Raw genomic sequence first — 19,862 nt, 5'->3', positions numbered from 1 at the left:
CCGAGGACCATGACCGCCCCCGAGACCCCCATCGACGCGCCTCCCGGGATGGAGATCACCGAGGAGAACAAGTTCAAGGGCTCGCTGTTCATCTCGGCGTGGGACGAGATGATCACCACCATCGGCAAGGACGCCGAGACCGAGACCGAGAAGGCGCTGGACATCACCTTCGCCTCGATCGGCACGGCCTCGTCGATGGCCATGCTGGCGGTGGACCCGTTCGGCACGATCCTCGGCGCGGGCATCGGCTGGCTGATCGAGCACGTGACCTTCCTCAAAGAGCCGCTCGACATGCTCATGGGTGACCCCGACGACATCAACGCCAACGTCGAGGCCACCAAGGCGCGGGCCGCCGAGCTGCGCGTGCTCGCCGAGGACCACCGCGGCGGCCTGGCCACCTTCGACGGGTGGAGCGGCGCGTCGTCGGAGGCGTTCAAGACCAACATGGACACCATGGGCCAGGAGCTGGACTCGCTGGCCAACGCGGTCGAGCAGAAGGCGAAGATCGTCGCCATCTGCGGCGTGCTGGTGCAGGTGCTGCGCGACATCGTCCGCGACCTGATCGCCCAGCTGCTCGGGTCGCTGCTGGCGGGCGCGATCGCGGCGGCCGCGGCGGCGTTCTTCACCTTCGGCGCCTCGATCGCGGCGTTCATCGGCTTCGCGATCGGCAAGGCGGTGGCGCTGGGCGTGAACATCGCGTCCCGGATCGCCCGCCTCACCGCCGCGCTGGCCCGGCAGATGGGCCGGATCAAGAACCTCGACGACATCACCGAGAAGATCGGCAAGGGCTGGAACCGGTTCGAGAACGTCGCCGACGTGGCCGAGGTCAGCTACGAGTCCTGGAAGGCGCAGAAGGGCGTCGACCGCAAGATCGAGGACGCGCTGGCCGAGGACGCGGCGAACGACAAGGTCACCGAGGCCAACGACAGGGCCAACGCGGCGAACGAGAAGTACAACCAGGCCAAGGAGGCGGAGAACAAGGCCGCCGAGGAGGCGTCGAAGGCCAACGAGGCGCTGAACACCGCCTCGCAGAAGGCCGGTGACGCCAACACCCGGGCCGGTGCCGCCGTCGAGGAGGCCAACGCCGCCGCCGCGCGCGGCGACCAGGCCGCCTACAACTCCGCGATGGCCAGGTACGAGACGGCGAAGGCCGAGGCGGACCTGGCCCGCGCCGACGCCGCCGAGGCCGCGGAGACCGCCGCGAAGGAGAGCCGCGAGCTCGCCGACGCGGCCAGGTCCAGCCAGGACGCGCTGACCGCGGCCAAGCCCGCCGACGAGGCCGCCAAGGCCGCGTACGAGGAGCACAAGCGCAACAACCCCGGCCAGGACGACCCCGGGCGCACCGCCGCCGAGAACGACATGTCCGGCAAGAACGACGCGGCCAAGGAGGCGAACGCCCGCTACGAGCAGGCGAACGTGGACGCCTCGGCCGCCAACGCGGCCGCCGCCGAGGCCAACGCCAAGGCGTTCGCGTCCGGCAGCGACGCGGACATCAAGACCGCCGAGGAGGCGTCGCGCAAGGCCGAGGAGGCCGGTCTCAAGGCGGAGCAGGCGGTGCGCGACGCGGAGGCCGCGAACGAGGCGGCGAAGTCGAGCTACGAGGCTTACGAGTCGAAGTACTCGCAGCCGTCGTCCGCCGACGCGCAGAGCCCCTCGGTCAACGTCTAAGTCCAGGATTTCGGGAAGGCAACCATGGCGCGCGGTGGCGCAGACGCGAACCCCGGGGGCAACCCCTCCAGCAACCCGTCCGCGCCACCGACGTCCCCGCCCCCGCCCCCGGTGGGCGGGCCGACCGGCAACTCCGGGTTCGGCATCAGCGAGTCGTCCATGCAGGGCCTCCAGAACAAGGCGGGCGACCTCCAGTCCCGGCTCGCGGCGATCTCCGGCGGGTTGCAGGGGCTGAAGCTGGGGCCGAACGCGCTGGGGCCGATCGGGATCGTCGCGGTGCCCGCGCTGAACAGCTCCAACGACGCGTCGGTGCAGCAGGCGAACAACGCGGCCAACGCCATGGGGAACGTGCAGCAGGGGATCAAGGCCACCGCGCAGTCGCACGTCAACAACGACCAGTTCAGCCGGGACCAGTTCAAGAAGATCGACCCCAACTGGGACGCGCAGAAGCTGCCGGGCTCGCCCGGCGCGGGACCGGGCTCCTCCCCGTCGGGTGGGCCGAAGACCTCCCAGGGGCCGACCCTGCCCGGCGCGACCGGACCCGGCACCTCCGGCGGGTCGCGCGGGCCTGACGGGTCGAAGGTCACGCAGGGGCCGCCCCTGCCCGGTGCCACCGGGCCCGGCACGCCCGGCGCGTCGCGCGGGCCGGGTGGGTCGAAGGTGACCCAGGGGCCCAACCTGCCCGGATCGACCGGACCCAACGCGCCCGGCGGGTCCCGCGGACCCGGCGGACCGAAGGTCACCCAGGGGCCCACCCTCTCCGGCGCGACCGGGCCCGGCACGCCCGGCGGATCGCGCGGGGCCGACGGGCCCAGGGTCACGCAGGGGCCGACCCTGCCCGGATCGACCGGGCCCAACGCACCCGGCGGGTCTCGCGGACCGGGCGGGTCGGCCGTCGGCCCCATCACCGGTCTGCCCGGCTCGACCGGTCCCAACGGGACCGGTGGGTCCAGGGCGCCCGGTGGACCCGGCGTGGGTCCGATCACCGGGCTCCCCGGCGCCGGCGCAAACTCGCCGTCGGGTGGTCCCAGGGGAACCGGCGGGGCCTCGGTCGGCCCGATCACCTCGCTCCCGGGCGGGTCGAGCCCGAACGCGCCGGGCGGCTCGCGCGGGTCGACCGGCCCTTCGGTCGGCCCGATCACCAACCTCCCCGGTGCCGGCGGCACGCCCTCGCCGGGTGGCTCGCGCACGCCCGGTGGGCCTTCGGTCAGCCCCATCGCCAACGTCCCGGGCGCGAGCGGATCGCCGTCGCCCGGTGGGTCGAAGGCCACCGGTGGGCCTTCGGTCAGCCCGGTGACCGGCCTTCCCGGCGGTCCCACTGCGGGCGGTCCCACAGCGGGCGGTCCGGTGGGCAAGGGCGGCACCGCCCCGGGCTCGGGTCCGGTGAGCGGGGTGTCGACGCCACCGGGCGCGAGTTCGGCGGCGGCCCGCGTCTCCGGCGCGCCGTCCGGTGGGCCGGTCGGCGTCCCCACCGCGCCGCCCATGGCCGGTGGCCCCATGGGCGCTCCCGGCGCTCCGGGCGCCGGGGGGACGGACCGGTCGAGCAAGTTCACCGGCGGGCCGGGCAAGGGCACGTTCGACGCGCCCAAGTCCCCGACCGGCGACGGCACCATCACCAAGGCGCCGCCGACCTCGTCGTCCACCCCGCCACCCGCGCCGAAGCCGACCGCCGGCGCCCCGGTGGGCGCGGTGCCGTCCCCGACGACCACGCCCCCGACCAGCACCCCGTCGACCTCCGCTCCCCCGAGCACCTCCACCGCGCCGCCGGCAGCACCGAAGCCGGGCTCCACCGCGCCCCCGGTCGGCATCCCGCCGGTCGGTGCCCCGCCCCTCGCCGCCGCACCCCCGGCGGCGGGCGCTCCCGGTCCGGCCGGCCGGCCCGCGGACCGGTCGAGCAGGTTCACCGGTGGGCCGGGCGCGGGCGTGTTCGACGCGCCCAAGCCGCCCACGGCGGACGGGAACATCACCAAGGCACCGCCGACCTCGCCCTCCACCCCGCCGCCCGCGCCGAAGCCCACCCCGATCACGTCCGTCACACCCCCCGTGACGGCGCCCCCGGCCTCCGCGACGCCCACGACCACGCCGCTGGCCACCGGGTTCACGCCCCCTCCGCCGGCCACCACCCCTCCGCCGGTCAGCGCCCCGCAGCCGGCCACCCCTCCGCCGGCAGCCACCACCCCTCCGCCGGCCGCGAACTCCCCGGCACCGGCGGCCAAGTCGCTCCTGCCGCCGGCGTCCCCGCCGGTCACCAGCGCCCCGCCGGCAGCTCCCGCCACGCCGACGCCAGGGGCGTCCCGCCCCGCTCCGCCCGTGGTGACCGCCCCGCCGGCAGCCACCCCACCGCCGGCGACCACGCCCCCGGCACCTCCGGCGACCACCGCGCCAACCACCACCCCGCCGGCAGCCACCCCCACGCCCGCCCCGGTGGCCTTCACCCCGCCCCCGGGCGACGCGCCCAAGACCCCCGGCGCACCCGCGACCGACAGCCCCAAGACCACCGGCCCCGGCACCCAGCCGCCCAAGGGCTCCGCACCGCCCGCCGCGCCGGAGGCCAACACCACGCCTCCGCCCACCCAGCAACCCACCCCCCAGCCCCCGACCCAGCAGCCCGCACCCCAGCCCCCGACCCAGCAGCCGGCCACGGCAACACCAGCCGCGGCAACCCCGGTCGTGGCACCGCTGCCCGTCACGACCCCGCCCCCACCGGCCGCCAAGCCGAAGTCCACCCGGCCGAACGCCCCCTCCACCCCCCTCCTCCTCGACCCGGCCGCCGACGCCGAGTTCGCCGCGATCCTGCACAGCGACGCCAACGGCCACCCCGGCCCGAACCTGGGCAAGCAGCGCGAGGGCTTCCCCAACACCCGTGAGCAGGCGTGGGGCGACTTCAAGCAGGCCGAGCACGACCTCGAAGCGGCCCTGGGCGACGTCGACGTGGCCCAGGCCCGCGTGGACGTGGCCGGTCCCTCCACCGCGAACGCCGACCTCGACCTCGCCCAGCGCAGGCTGGACGCCGCGCAGACCCGCTTCGACCAGGCCGCCAACGACGTCCGCGCCTGGGGCAACGACCCGATCCGGCTCCTCCAGGCCGAAGCCGACGTGCGGGACCGGTCCCTCAGCGACCGCCCACGGCTGCTCGGCGGCGCGCCGTCGAAGTTCCGCGACGTGGTGAACCGGCTGCTGCACCGCAACCAGCCGCCACCGCCGGCCGCTCCGACCACACCCGCGCCCGCGCCGCTGCCGCCGATCGCGTCGCCCGCGCCGATCGACACCTCGGTGTTCACCAACTTCCCCTTGCCGCCGACGCCGGAGCCCGCATCACCGACGACCGACACCGACACCGACACCGATGCCGAGGTCGAGGTCGAGGTCGAGGTCGAGGTCGAGGTCGAGGTCGAGACCGCCGCGCCGGCGCCGAGGTCCCCGTCCCCCGCGCTGTCCGAGGCCCAGGCCAACTACGACAGCGCCCGCCAGGACCTCGACCAGGCCGTCCAGACCAGGTACGAGGCCATCACCGACGGCGCGGACCCGGACGTGGTCGCGCGGTTCGAAGGCGACGTCGAGACCGCGTCCACCCGGGCCCGCGAGGCCGCCCGGGACGTCGAGGCCGTCGAGCGGGCCGAGACCCCGCCCGAGCAGTCCTTCCAGCAGTGGCACGAGCGCGCGTTCGGCACCCCGCCGCCGTCCGGCACCGAGGTCGAGTCGCCCCCCACCGGCACGGACACCGCGCCCCCACCCCGCGAACCGCGCAACCTGGAGTCCGTGCTGCCGCGCGAGCAGTGGTGGCGGCTCTACCTCGACCCCCGCCACCACGCGGAAGCCCGGCGGAAGTTCCCGGACGACCCCGGTTTCCTGTACGACACGCAGGAGTCGCCCGGCTTCCAGCAGAGCATGGTCGACGCCTACAACGAGGTCCTGAACCCGCCGGACATGTCCGTGCAGCGGCTGACGTCGGCCGACTACAAGCGCATGCACGAGCTGGCGACCAAGAACCTGAACGAGCAGTTCGACTGGTCCGGCCAGCGGGCCCCCGGCGGCGGGATCGTGCCGACCGACTTCCCGCTGCGCGCCGACGCGCCGCACCCGGACGTGCTCACCGACACGGTGGGCGACCGGCCGTTGATGATCGACATGCGGGAGTGGTTCGCCACCCCGCTGTCCGAGCGCGACAGCATCCCGGACCCGCTGACGGTCCTCGACTCGTTCACCTACGGCAACAAGTCGATCCGCACGAACTACAACTCCGACCAGGCGCCGCAGCTGATCGACACCGTCCTGGACACCTACTACCAGGACGCCGCGAACGCGCGGACCGACCACGAGCGGCTGCGCGCGATCGCCCGCGTGGTGCGCACCTCGCACATCATCCACCCGTTCGCGGACGGCAACCGCCGGCTCAACGTCCACCTGCTGCTCCCCCGCTTGCTGCTGGAGCAGGGTTTCCAGCCGGTCGTGCTGCCGGAGATGCCCGCGCTGTTCCAGGGCGGCTACTCGCTCGACGAGATCGCCACCGCCCTCCAGCACGGCCAGGACCTGGACCTGACCGCCGACGTCGTCATGCCGGAGACGGCCCCGCCGGCCGCGCCCGAACCCGCGCCGGTCCAGGAGGCCCCGGCCGAGACCGCCCCGCCGCGCACCGAGGCGGAGCAGGGCCTGGACGACGCGGTCACCGCCGTGGACCAGGCCGTCGAGGCGCGCCTGGAGGCCCAGCGCGACTACCCGACCCCCGAGCAGCAGGCCCGGCTCGACGCCGACGTGGACAACGCCCTCGGCCAGTACAACCGCGCGCAGGCCGAGCTGGACCGCGAGCGGGCCGTGGCCGAGGTGGACCGGGCGGTCGAGGCGCGCCTGGAGGCGCAGCGCGACTACCCGACCCCCGAGCAGCAGGCCCAGCTGGACGCCGACGTGGACCGGGCGTTCGAGCAGCTGGTGCGCGCGAACGACGCCATCACCGCGCTCGACGCGCCCCCGGTCGCCCCGCCGCCGTCGAACCCGGGCGCCGACCGGGGCCCGAACGGCAACCCGGACAACGGCAACCCCGACAACGGCACCCCGGACACCGGCACCCCGCCGCCCGCGCCCCCGGCCACGCGCGGCGCGCCCCCGGTGGTCCCCTCCACCCCCGCCGCCGACAACCCCGGCACCCCGAACCCCGGTACTCCCGACACCGACACCGCACCCCCGCGCGAGCGGGCCGCGGACGTCCTGAACGACGAGTCCTGGCGGCACAGCCGCGCCAAGACCGCCGACTGGTTCGGCACGGACGGCAAGGTCGACCCCGGCCAGTGGCAGGACCGCCGGGACGGCGCGCACGTCCGCACCGTGGACACCGAGGTCGCCGACGTCCGCACCGACAGCACCGTCACCGACCTCAGGTCCGAGCAGGGCCTGATCAGGTACGACCTGCGCCGCATCGAGGCCGACAACGGCGCGTGGGTCAAGGACTTCACGGTCAAGGTGCACCTCACCCCCGGCGAGGGCGTCGACCCGGAGGCGGTCGCCCGGGTCCGCGACAACGCCGCCCAGGGCGTGGACAAGCTGCTCAACCGGGGCAACCACCTGCCCGGCGGCGACCAGTTCCACGTCACCCTGGAGTTCACCGACGACCCGACCGAGGCGCACACCACGATCGAGGTGGGCGACCAGGACACCGACCAGCTGCACTGGAACCCGGACGCGAGCCCCGAGGTCCTGGCCCACGAGACCCTGCACTACCTCGGGGTGCCCGACGAGTACCGGGACCCGGCGCGGATCTTCCTGAGCAAGCCGGACGACGGCACGCACTCGGCGGTCGTCACCGGCGACGGCGGCATGATGGGCACGGACGTCCACACCACGGACCCCGGCCTGCGCCCCCGCCACCTGTGGCTGGTCGAGCGCGCGGCGAACAGCCAGGTCATGGTGCCCGACACCCGCCTGGGCGACACCGGTCCCACGATCGCGCCCCCGCCCACCACGCGACCGCCGACCGCGAACCCCCCGACCACGAAACCCCCGGCCGCGAACCCCTCGATCGCCAACCCGCCGGCCGCGAACGCCTCTGCCGGCCACACCCGCCAGGCGCCGATCGACGGCAAGCGCAAGCGCGAGGAGCCCGCCGCCGGCCCCTCCGTGAACCCCCCGAACTCCCCGACCGACACCCCCGCCAAGCCGAAGCGCACGCGCGGCAACGACCTGCCCGGGTTCACCGAGCCCGGCCCGTCGACCGGCGCCCCGGGCACCGGCGCGAACGCGGACGTCGACCTCGACGGAGACCTGGACCTCGACCAGGACCCGATCTCGAACGTCACCTGGGACGACGACGTCAGCTCGATCGCCGCCGACGGCGACGTCACCATGGCCGAACCGGACACCCAGGCCGACGCGAACGCCCTGGCCGACGACCTCGCCGGCCTGTCGCTGGGCGCCAACACCAGGTACAACCCCGCGTTCGCCGGGCTCGCCAACGGCCGGGACGTGGCGCTGCCGACCAAGCAGACCTACCTGGCCGACCTGAACCGCAGCGTCGGGGAGGGCCGGCCGGTCGCGTTCGTGGTCAACGCGATCGTCGGCGTCGACGACGCGGGGTCCCTGGCGAACGTCGTGGACAGCATCATGACCAACGCCGAGGGCCTGGAGGGCCGGGTCGCGTTCGTCATCGGCGTCAACGCGCAGGTGGGCCAGGAAGCGGAGCTGGCCGCGAAGCTCGCCGAGCTGGACGGCGTGATCCAGGGCCTGGACCACCCGATCGCGCTGACCGGGGTCACGTTCGAGCTGGACGACAAGGGCAACTTCCCGTACGGCACGGTCCGCAACGAGACCATGACCGGCGAGGCCAACAGGTTCGCCGTCGGCGCCCTGGCCGCCAACGGCAACCACCCCTACCTCGCGGTGCAGGACTTCGACGAGGGCTCCCGCGACGTGCCGTCGGGCAAGCACGTCTTCCGGCACGTCGCCGAGGGCATGGACATCGGCTCGGCGTTCGAGGGCCCGGCGACGACCCGCCCGCTGGTGGTCAGCGGCGGCTACCGGGTGGGCGACCAGGCCGCGCTGCTCGCGGAGACGCAGGGGCGCCTGGCGCGGGAGCTGGCGAAGCTCAACGCGACCAGGGACAGCCAGTTGGCCACCGACGGCGAGGTGGACCCCGACCTCCAGAAGAAGATCGACAAGCTGGTCAAGGCGGAGCCGAAGCTCACCCCGGCCTTCATCGCCGACTTCACCCGGCAGGTCCAGCACGACATGGCCTCGCGCGTGGAGCAGGCGAAGACCAGCCCGCTGCTGCCCTACACGCCCGAGCCGAACCTGTTCATCGACGCCATCCCGCCGATGGTCGACCCGGCCGTCCGGTTCGGCGACGGCGGCGCGGAGTTCTCCGCGCTCGGTCGGTCGCTGAACCGGTTCTACGCCGAGGAGCTCGGCGCCGTCTACAACCGGGAGATCGCCGACATCGGTCGGTCCGGCCTCGACCCCGAGGCGGCGGCGCGCGAGTACGAGGCGAAGCTGTCCAACCTGGAGGTCGACGCCAAGACCTACCGGCACCCGGTGCGCGGCAACGCCTTCACCACGGACTTCCAGGGCGCGGCGGTCGAGACGGACCTGTCGCGGCTGGCCCTCGGCTACGCCGTCAAGGGCCAGGTGCCGCAGACCCACGCCGCCCTGGCGAACGTCGCGGACCGCTACTTCGCCTCCCAGGGCGAGAAGAGCGGCACGAGCCTCGCGAACTTCCGCGACACCTTCGCCAAGAACGACCACGCCAACCGCGAACCGCTGCGGGTGGTGTTCGCGACCGGTCCCGTCCCGGCGGGCACCCCGTCGGCCGCCGCCGGGTGGCACCCAGGCGACCCGGCCGCGGGGAGCGCGGTCGACAAGGACCTGGGTGTCGGCAGGACCACCGAGACCAGCAAGTCGGGCAAGAGCCGGGAGGTGGACCACAAGCTCGACCGGGCGCTCCACGCGGAGGTGCCCGGCCGGGGCGTGGTCGCGGGCATCGACCAGGCCGACCTCACCGAGAAGCGGATCACCGGCGTCAACGCCGCGATGTCCACCCCGGAGGGGCTGGTGCAGCGCAGGTTCGCCGCGATCGGCGACTTCCTCGCCTCCCCGCACGCCCCGCGGCCGGCCCCCGACGGCCTGTTCCGGGCGGTGGCCGCCGGCAAGCCCGGCACCGACCCCGCCCGGCTCCGCGCGGACGTGGTGCGGTCCGTCGTCGACCGGGGCCTGCCCGGCGCCGACAACAAGCGCGTGGCCAAGGCCATCGCGGACTTCACGCTGGACAACCCGGCCGCGCCCGGCGACGTGTGGATGGCCTTCGTGCAGCCGACGCCGCCCGCCGCGCCGGACCTGTCCAGCGTGGCGACGGAGATCCCCGGCCTCGACCTGTGGGTCAACGACAACCCGGACGTCGCGCCCAACGGCGGCCCCGAGGCGGAGTTCGACGCCGAGACGAGGGCCGGGTTCGAGGCGGAGGCGCGGGCCGAGGCCGACGCCGACGCGCGGGACCGCGCCGAGAGCGCCGCCAACGCCGACAAGCTCGCCGCCCAGGCGATCGCGACGCAGCTCAAGACCCCGATCACGGTGCACGAGCCGGGCCGCGCCCCGACGACCTACACCCCGCTGGGCAAGGTGCCGAGGCGGCTGCCCCCGGCGATCCACGTCCAGGCGAACCCGAACCCCGGCGGCCGGACGACCTACAGCCGCTACACCCCGCCCGTGCCGCAGACCAGGGGCGCGCCGCCCAAGCCCGAACCGGCCGCCGAGGTCCCGAGCACCCGCTCCGCCCCGCCGGCGGACCCGAGCACCCCGACCCCCGGCACCCCGACCCCCGGCACCCCGACCGCCGACACTCCGGCCGCCGACACCCGCGCCACCGGCACGCCGGCCACCAACACCACCGACACCACCCCGCCGCCCGCCCACACGCCGCCCGCCCACGCCCGCGCCACCGACACGCCGCCCACCGACACCCGCGCCACCAGCACCCCCGGCACCGACGCGGACGTGCAGCTCCCGAACGCCCCGAGCCGCTCGCACCGCCCCGCCCCCACCGCGCCGATCCCCCTGGCCACGCTCACCCCGTCCCCCCGGACGCCGGTCATCACCACCCGGAACCTCCCGGAGTTCTTCCAGACCGGCCAGGCCCTGGGCACGATCGCCGCGGTCGAGGTCCGGGGCGCGGCCAGGGTCGCCGCCGCCGTCGACGGCCTCGCCGAGACCGACGCGACCCGCATCCGCGAGGCCGTCGAGGGCGAGTTCGAGTCGTTCCTGGGCCAGGGCCGCGACTTCCAGGTCAAGATCGGCAACCAGTGGTTCGAGGCCAACGTCCGGGCCACCCCGCTCCCGCCGGCCGACCAGGACGCGGCCCTCACCACCCCCACCACCGGCACCAAGGTGGACCTGGCCGTGCAGAGCGGCACCAGCTCGTCCACCACCGGCACCCTGGCCGGCGCCCACGACCTCGGCCTGGCCGCCACCGCCGGCACCCCCATGGGCCCGTACGGCTCGCTGGCGGGCAAGGCCCAGTTCGCCGCCCCGGCGAGCAGCACCACCACCTCGACGTCGACCACCGACCAGCGGATCATCCGCTCCGGCGAGGGCTCCACCCGGGCCGACGTCCCGGTCGCCTTCCAGGTCACGCTCACCGACGCGGCCGGCCGGGTCCGGCAGTCCACGCCGGTGCTCACCGACGCGGGCGGCCCGGTGGGCGTCACCCTCCAGGTCCCCGACGACCTGACCACCATCGTCGACTCCAGGCCGACCACCGCGCCGAACCCGAACCCGCCGGCCGCCGACTGGGGCGCGCGGGTCGAGCACCTGGTCCCCGAGGCGGTCGTCGACCTCGACGGGAAGGCCCTGTTCACCGACGTGGCGGCCAGGCTGCACCCGTCGATCACCAAGCTCGGCGCGCCGGGCCGCACCGCCCTGCGGACGTTCCTGAGCGGGACCACCGTGCGCGACAACCTGGGCGCCATGCTCGGCGGCTGGGTCACCTCGCCCGACCTGGTCAGCCCCCACGGCAGCAAGGGCGCGGCCGTGCAGATGCGGGCCCACCTGCGCTCCGCCGAGCTGGTCGGCGTGCACTCCGACGCCCAGCTGCGCGTGCACGAGAGCACCGCGTTCGGCACGGGCGTCACCGCGACGTCCAAGTCCGGGTTCGACCTCACCGGCGGGCTCGGCGGCAACATCGGGGTGCCCACCGCGGTCAACGGCCAGCTCGGCGCCACCCTCGGCTACTCCGCCCGCACCGCGGACAGCTCCAGCGCGGGCACCGGCACCACCAACCGCACCGGCATCCAGGTCAAGGGCGGCACCGGCCTGTACCGGGTGACCGCCGAGCTGGAGGTGCGCACCCCCAGCGGCGACAACGTCACCGTGCCCGTCACCACCTACGTGCGGCTGGGCCTGCCGGAGGCCGCGGCGCTGGACCTGCCCGTGCCGGAGAACACCCGCAGGGGCGTCGCGGAGCGGACCGGCACCCCGCGCTGGGCCCCGCCGTACCTGGCCGGCGCGTTCGCCGCGGGCAACGCGCGGGTCGGCGACTTCGAGCCGGCGAACCGGGTGCTGCCCCAGGTGGAGGGCGCGCTGCGCAACGTCAAGGGCCTGGAGGGGCTGCTGCCCACCTGGAACGACCGGAGTTCGAACCCGCGCAGCGGCAAGGGCAAGGACTTCGCCGACGTGGGCGCGCGGCTGGCCAACCAGCGCAAGCTCAACCTGCTGACCCCGGCCGCCCTGCGGTCCAACGTGGACAGCCTGCTGGGGCCCGGCGTGCAGGTCCAGCTCAAGCACCCCGGCGCCACCACCAACACCTACGTCAACGTCACCGTCAAGGCGAAGCTGAAGAACACGACCCACCTGGGCCAGGCCGACGGGCGCAACGTGCGCGCCTCCGCGTCCAGCGGCCCGAGGCTGGACAGCGCCACGGCCACCACCAAGGGCTGGAGCGGCGGCGTCGAGGGCAGGGTGGTGGTCCCGGCCGTGACCGCGGCCGCCGCGCTGCGGCCGACCCCTCAGGTCGGCGTGAAGTACAACCACTCGTGGACCACGAGGAACACCGGCGGCCCGACGGTCAACGCCACCTCGTTGAACGTGGGCAGCGCCGACGCCCAGGTGTTCCGGGGCGACGTGGAGTTCGAGGTCGAGATCACCACGTTCACCCGGCCGCGCTCCTGGGTCCAGCGGGTGACGCCCTCGTTCAGCTGGAAGCCCGAGGCCCCGACCCCGCGCGTGGTGGCCCGCACCGTCGGCGGCCCGGCGCTCGACCCCGCCGACCCGGACAACCCCGAGATCCTGCCCCTGGTCCACGGCACGGCGAACCTGTGGGTGTCGGACGGCTCCGCGATGACGGCCGACCCGGCGGGCTTCCAGCCGGGCGAGCCGCGGGTGCGGCAGCTGACCGGCGCGCCGACCGTCAAGGAGCTGCTCACCACCCGCCCCGCGACGCCCTCGCCCGAGTTCCTGCACGTCGAGGCGGTGGCCAACACCACCGCGCTGCACCGGGCGGCGATCGACGTGATCACCAGGGCCGCCGGCGGCGACCCGGCGCTGACCGTGCCCGGCACGGAGTCGCGCCACCAGGTCGACCGGATGTTCAGCCCGGAGAACATCAAGGCCAACCTGCGCAAGCTGGTCGAGACCGGGATGCAGGAGCAGGGCCTCAAGTACGACCGGCGGATCACCGACCGCACCGGCTCCGTCGGCATGTCGGTGGCGCTGAGCAAGCCCCGGCTGGTCTCGATCTCCGACACCACCGGCACCGAGAACGCGGTCACCGGCGGCTACAAGGCGGGCGACAGCACCACGACCAACCGCTCCGTGGACATCACCGGCGGCGTCAACGTGCCGATCCGGCCGAACGCCACCCCGCCGGCGGCCGGCGAGCCGGTCCCGGCGAGCGGCGCGGGCGGTTTCGCGGTGGCGGGCAAGGTCACGCCGTGGTCGGACACGACGTCCCGGGCCCGCGAGGTCGGCGGCACCGTGGACCGCAACGTGGTCACCCCGGCCGACGGGCGGACCGTGCTGATCCAGCTCGACGCGGACGTGACGATCACCGCCGAGAGCCGCGCGGGCAACGTGTGGCACGGCGGCACGCCGCGCGCCGAGGGCGCCGTCGTGACGCTGCCCAAGGCGGTGTTCGTGCGGGTCACCGAGGACGTGGCGCGCGAGCTGGGCGTGCTGCCGAACGTGACGCCGAACGTGCCCGCGGTGTTCCCCGCCCTGGCGCCGCCGCGCACCGTCGCCCCCGGCGAGCCCGGCTCGCTCGGGCTGTCCGCCGTGGACGACGTGCCGGACCTGTCCGACCTGGTCGACGAGCTGGTGACCGAGGTCAACGGCAAGACCGCCAGGAGGTTCGGCGAGCCGCTGGTGCCGGATTCGGTGCTCAAGGACTCGATGAACAACCTCCAGCGGTTGGTCGACTTCAGCTCCCGGACCTCGGTCAAGGCGATGATCGACAGCGCGCTGGACGGCGGCGTGCCGCTGCTGGTGCACCAGCCGGGCACCTTCGGCAAGGACTCGTTCCAGGTCACGCTGCGCGCGAAGGCCGGCACGCCGAGGTTCGACCGGGTGGTCAACGACGGCGTCGACGTCGAGCACACGATCGCCTCCGCCGACAAGCTGTCCGACAGCCGGGGCCGGGGCACGGGCTGGGGCCTCGGGCTCAAGGCACCGGGCCTGGCGCAGCCGGGCAGCGCGAACCCGAACGTCACCGGCACGGCGGGCGTGATCGCGTCGGCCAACCTCAACCACGCGCGGTCGACCGCGGTCACCGACGCCACCACCCGGCAGTTCGGCCACCTGCGCGCGGGCGGCGGCCCGGCCGCGCGGTACACCGTGCCGATCGAGTTCGAACTGGTGGTGGAGAAGGGCGACCAGGAGATCGCCAGGGCGGCCGGCGGCCCCCGGGAGATCGGCGTCCGGCTGCACGCGGACAACCTCAAGGTCGACGACCCCGCGGCCACCCCGGGCCGGCCCTACCTGGCGGCGGCCGTCAAGCGCGGCGCCGAGTTCGGCGGGCAGGCCGAGGTCCGGGCGTGGCAGCAGGCGCCCGGGGCCACCCAGCTGCCGGTGTCGGCGTCGATCGAGAACCTGCGCGGCGTCGGCGACCTGCGGGACGCGGCCGTGCGGGCGCTCGTCGCGGCGGGCGCGAACCAGGGCCTCGTCGGCAAGGGCACCGGGCCGCTCAACACCGTGCTGTCCACGATCAGCCAGGAGAACCTCCAGCCGAACCTGCCCGGCATGACCGACGGGTCGCTGGTCGTGCCCGGCCTGCACGAGGCGGCGCTGCTGTTCGGCCAGGACGCCGACGTCCGGGTCTACGCGCGGCTGGGGAACCCCCGGCTCGGCGCGCTGAGCGACGGGGTGAAGCTGGAGAACCCCACGTCCGTCGTGAGCACCACCAGCGGCGAGGCGAAGGTCAGCGAGACGCCGGACGTGTCGGTGGGCTTCGCCACCGGCAACGCGGCGGTGAAGCAGGGGCCGCAGCCCGAGGACACGGTCAACTTCACCACCGGCGGCGTCGAGCTGCGGCACGGGTCCGAGGACTCGCAGGCCGTGTCCGGCGGCGCGACCGACAACCGGACGACCAACCTCAAGCCGCAGGGCCGCACCGGTCTGGTGGAGTTCGACGTCGAGTACCGGGTGGTCGCCCGGGTCGGCGGCCGGCTCGGGGTGGTGGACCTGGCGGTGCCCGCGTCCGCGTCCGCGCGGATGCCCGCGCCCGAGGTCGAGGCCCTGCTGGGCGCCTTCCCCGCCGAGCTGGGCCGGGCCCAGGACGACGTCAAGGCGGCGGCGAAGGCGTGGCGCGACGCGGAGGTGGAGGTCGACCGGGCCCGCCACGCCGCCCAGCGCACCGTCAACGAGGTCGCCGCCGAGCTGGCCAAGACCGACGACGCGCTGACCGTGCTGGCGATCGGCCTGAACACCGGCATCGACACCGACCTGGGGGAATCGGCCGGGGTCGCCGACCTGGAGACCGCCCTCGACGACGCCCGCGGCGAGGTGACCGGGCTCCGGCAGGTCGTCACCGACCTCAAGACCCGGGTCACCGGGCTGGACTTCGCCGCCCAGAACGCGGACGAGGCCCTCGACGACGCGACCCACGACGCGGCGGAGAGCGCCGCGTCGGTCAAGGGCCTGGAGACCCGCCTCGACGACGCCGCCGAGCGCCTGGCGCGGGCCGAGCGGGCGTTGCGGGCCGCCGAGCCGCCCGCCGCGGACGCGGCCCGCGCCGCCCGCGACGGCGTGCGGGACGAGGTCGAGGGGCTGACCCGGGAGCTGACCGGGGCGCGGGAGCAGCTCGACGCGGACGAGCGGGCGCGGCAGCTCGCCGAGCGGACCGCCACCGAGGCCCACGCCGAGCTGACCAGGACGCGGGAGGCGCTGACCGAGGCGGAAACCGACCTGGGGACCGCGCGGGCCGCCGTCGACACGGCCAAGGAGGACCTGCGCGAGCAGCAGCGCGCCGCCCGCGAGGCGCGGGAGGCCCGTGACCGGGCGAGGGCCGCCCACGACGCCCTGGTCCGCGCGCGGGAGGCGCAGGAGGCCCTGATCACCGCGGCCGAGGTCGCGCTGAACGACGCCCGCGCCAGGGCCGACGGCGAGCAGCTGGCCTGGTGGGGCGCCAAGCGGGCGGTGGACGGCCAGGTGAGCGCCTACAACGCCACCCCACCCCCCGCCGCCAACGGCACGCCGCCTCCCGCCGGGACCACCGCCACGGCAGGCACCACGGGCACCTCCACGGCAGGCACGTCCACCGGAGGCCCATCGGTCGCACCCCCGCCCGCCCCCGGTGCGACCCCGGCGCCGCAGGCCCCCGCCGCACCGCAGACCACCCCGCCGACCGCGCCGACCACCACCCGGGCCGCCGAACCCACCGGCCCGACCACCACCCGGGCCGACCGCGGCCCCAAGCCGGAGCTGACCCTCGACCTCCCACCGGGCAGCACCGACCTCACCGGGCCCGACCGCGCCCGGCTCGACGCCCTCGCGAACGACATCGCCGAGCAGAACGCCCTGCGCGACCGCAAGGGCTACCTGCGCCCCGCCGTCGAGGTCTCCGGCCCGAACGCCCCCCTGCTCAGGAACCACCTGGCCGCCAGGGGCGTCCAGGCCACCGTCCGCGCCAACGCCGGCGCCGACCCGACCACCGACGTCCACGTGGACTGGGACCTCAGGCGCGCCGAGACCTGGACCCCGCACCCGACCCCGCGAACCACGCAGGTCACCGGCACGACCATCACGTCACCGGAACCGGCGGGCCCCCACCCGGTCCTCGACGACCCGTCCTGGCGGCACAGCACCGCGCCCACCGCCGACTGGTTCGCCGACGACCGCGCCGTGCCCGGCGAGGACATCGCGGCGGCCCGCGCCACCACCCCGGTCACCGGCCGGGTCCGGGGCGAGGACGGCGGCGTGCTCGACACCACCACCATCGGCCCGGACGGCATCCGCATGAAGGCGTGGCGCGGCCCCATCGCCTACGACACGCGCGTCCTGGACGTCGGCGGCACCCCGGTCCGCGACTTCACCGTCAGGCTGCACCTGGACCCGGGCACCGCGAACCCGGCCGAGCTCCTGGACCTGAGGACCCGCACCCACGAGGGCGTCGAAGCCCTGTTCAACCGGGGCAACCGGCTCCCGGGCGGCGAGCAGTTCCACGTCACGGTCGAGTTCACCGACGACCCCGCCGACGCCCACGCCACCGTCACCGCCGGCGACCCCGACGGCCGCGCCAACCAGCTGAACTGGCCCGTCGACACCGACCCGCGCCGCCTCGCGCACGAGATCGGCCACTTCCTCGGCCTCCAGGACGAGTACCTGGAGACCGCGGGACCCCGGCCGGTGTTCCAGCACCAGGACGGCAGGGGCCGCGTGGTCGGCGACAACGCGCCCATGACCGCGGGCATCGACGAGGCCGACGCGAGCCTCAAGCCGCGCAACCTGTGGCTCGTCGAGAACCGGATGCGGGCCCTGGCCTCGGACCTGCCCGTCGAGGTCGACCCCTCCGCCCAGCCGCCGAACGCGGTCAAGCGCACCCGCAGCGGGGCCGACCTCGGCTCGGGTCCGTCCCAGCCGCCCACCAAGCGGTTCCACGACCTCGGCCTGGCCGACGGCGACAGCGACAGCGAGCTGTCGGACGTCCCGGACGACGACGTCGAGATGGCCGACGCGGGAACGACCGCCCCCGTCACCCTCACCAACCGGGGCGGGACGCACAACACCGCGTTCGCGGACCTGGCCAACGGGCGCACCCTGCACCCGGTGACCAGGGACGACTACCTGGAGCTGACCCGCCGCGGCATCGAGGCCGACCAGCCGCCCGCGTTCGTGGTCAACGCCATCGTCCGGGCGGGCGAGCTGGGCGACCTGGACGACGTCGTCGACGGCGTGATGGCGAACGTGCCGGCGGAGCTGCGCGACCGCGTCGCGTTCGTCTTCGGCGTCAACGCCGCGCGGCAGCAGGACATCGACGCCGCCGTGGCCGCCGCGGCGCCGGTCGTCGCGGCGCGGCGGGAGCCGGTGGCGCTGGCCGCGCTGCCCCCGCACGGCGGCGACTTCAGGTTCGGCCCCACCCGCAACGCCACGCTGGAGCACAACGCCACCGAGTTCGCCGTGCTCGCCATGGCCCACAACGGCAGGCACCCGTACGTGGCGGTGATGGACTTCGACCCCAGCGACCGCACCACCGCGGCAGGCCCGCACGTGTTCGAGCACGTCACGGCCCTGCTCAGCGACACGACCGGCCTCGACGACCCGCAGCCGTCGCGTCCCCTGGTCGTCGGCGGCGGCTACCGGGTCCCCGACCCGCAGCAGCTGGTGGCCGACACGCGGCACCGCATCGACACCGACCCGGACACGACCCCGGCGCAGAAGCGGGCCTACCGGGCGAAGCTCGACGACCCGGGCTTCCTCGCCCGCTTCGAGCAGTCCATCGCGGCCGACATGTACTCCCGACGCAACCAGGCCGGCATCCACCCGCTGCTGCCCTACACGCCGGAGCCGAACCTGTTCTTCGACGGGCTGGTCGCGCTGGCCGACCCGGAGGTGCGGTTCGGGCCGGGCGGCGCCGAGTTCGGCCGCCTCGCGCAGAAGGTGAACGAGGTCAACGCCGCCGAGCTGAGCGCCCTGCACGCGGCGGCCGTGGCCGCCGGTGAGGTGTCGCCGGACGACGCCCGCGAGCGCCTCAAGGCGGACGCGCAGAACAACCGGCACCCGGTGCGCGGCGTGTCGTTCGCGGTCGACTTCGTCGACGGCGCCACCGGCACCGACCTGTCCCGCATCGCCTACGGCGTGGTGCGCAAGACCAAGGTGCCGCAGACGCACGCGCAGCTGCCGAACGTCATGGAGCGGTTCGTCGACGGCCGCAACGCCAAGACCGGGATGAAGCTGGCCGACCGCCGCCGGGGCGTCGGCGAGGACCCGTACGAGCTCGGCGAACCGCTCCGGCTGCCGCCGGACGGGCGGGGCGCGGCCACCTGGGAGCCGGACGCCGCGACGCGCGCGGAGTACGGCGAGCCGGCCGACCGCAACCCGTTCAACCCGGCGATCTCCACCCCCGCCCCGGCGCCGTTCGGGGAGGTCGTCGACGCCTCGGGCAACGTGGTGCGGCCGGCCGTGGAGGTCGGCGTGCCGCAGGAGCACAAGGTGGTGGCCGCGCACGAGCTGGTGGCCTCCGACCCGGTCAGCGAGGCGAAGCGGCAGCTGCGGTTCCTGGAGCACGACGTGCTGCCGCACCTGGACGGCGACGCGCCGCCCGGCACGGCCCCGTTCACCCCGGCCCCGCCCGCGGCGAACGGGCTGTACCACGCGGTGGGCCTGGCCACCGGCACCCCGCCGCGGGTGCTGCGCTCGGCCGTGGTCACCGGGGCCGACCCGAAGCACGTGGCCGAGTTCCTGCTCCGGCACCCGATGCGCCACGGCCACTTCCACCGCGCCCTGGTGGAGCCGGGCAACCGGTCGCCGCAGGCGGGTCCCGAGGAGGCCATGGCGACCAACGCCCGGGACCTGTCCGGGCGGCTGATCGCAACCCACCTGAGGGTGAACCTGGCCATCGTGACGCCGCACTCGCCGCAGCCCGTCGTGCTGGTCCCGTTCGGCCTGGCCGCCGAGCAGACGGTCACCGTGCGGGAGGTCCTGGCGAACGGCGTGGTGGCCTACCAACCGGTCTGAGGTCCGCAGTGGACGGTGCTCATCACCCCTTCGTGTGATGAGCACCGCACAGCGGG

Annotated in this window: 2 protein-coding genes; both read left to right on the top strand. The window is 75.1% G+C overall.

Features of this window, described 5'->3' with window-relative positions; translation table 11 throughout:
* Positions 1 to 9: 9 nt before the first annotated feature.
* Complete coding sequence (locus tag Q5530_RS10515) at positions 10 to 1,668, top strand: hypothetical protein (RefSeq protein WP_415361972.1); 1,659 nt, start codon at positions 10 to 12, stop codon at positions 1,666 to 1,668.
* A 111-nt stretch (positions 1,669 to 1,779) separates the two neighbouring features.
* The gene (locus Q5530_RS10510) at positions 1,780 to 19,806 is read left to right on the top strand and encodes a hypothetical protein (protein WP_415361971.1); all 18,027 of its coding nucleotides are present in this window, start codon (positions 1,780 to 1,782) and stop codon (positions 19,804 to 19,806) included.
* Positions 19,807 to 19,862 lie beyond the last annotated feature (56 nt).

The sequence above is a fragment of the Saccharothrix sp. BKS2 genome (genome assembly GCF_047689505.1).
GTDB lineage: Bacteria > Actinomycetota > Actinomycetes > Mycobacteriales > Pseudonocardiaceae > Actinosynnema > Actinosynnema lopnurensis.
This window is presented reverse-complemented; position numbering and strand designations above follow the sequence as displayed.

Coding starts and splice junctions, on each gene's coding strand:
- Q5530_RS10515 (WP_415361972.1), top strand. CDS start 10: ATGACCGCCCCCGAGACCCCCATCGACGCGCCTCCCGGGATGGAGATC.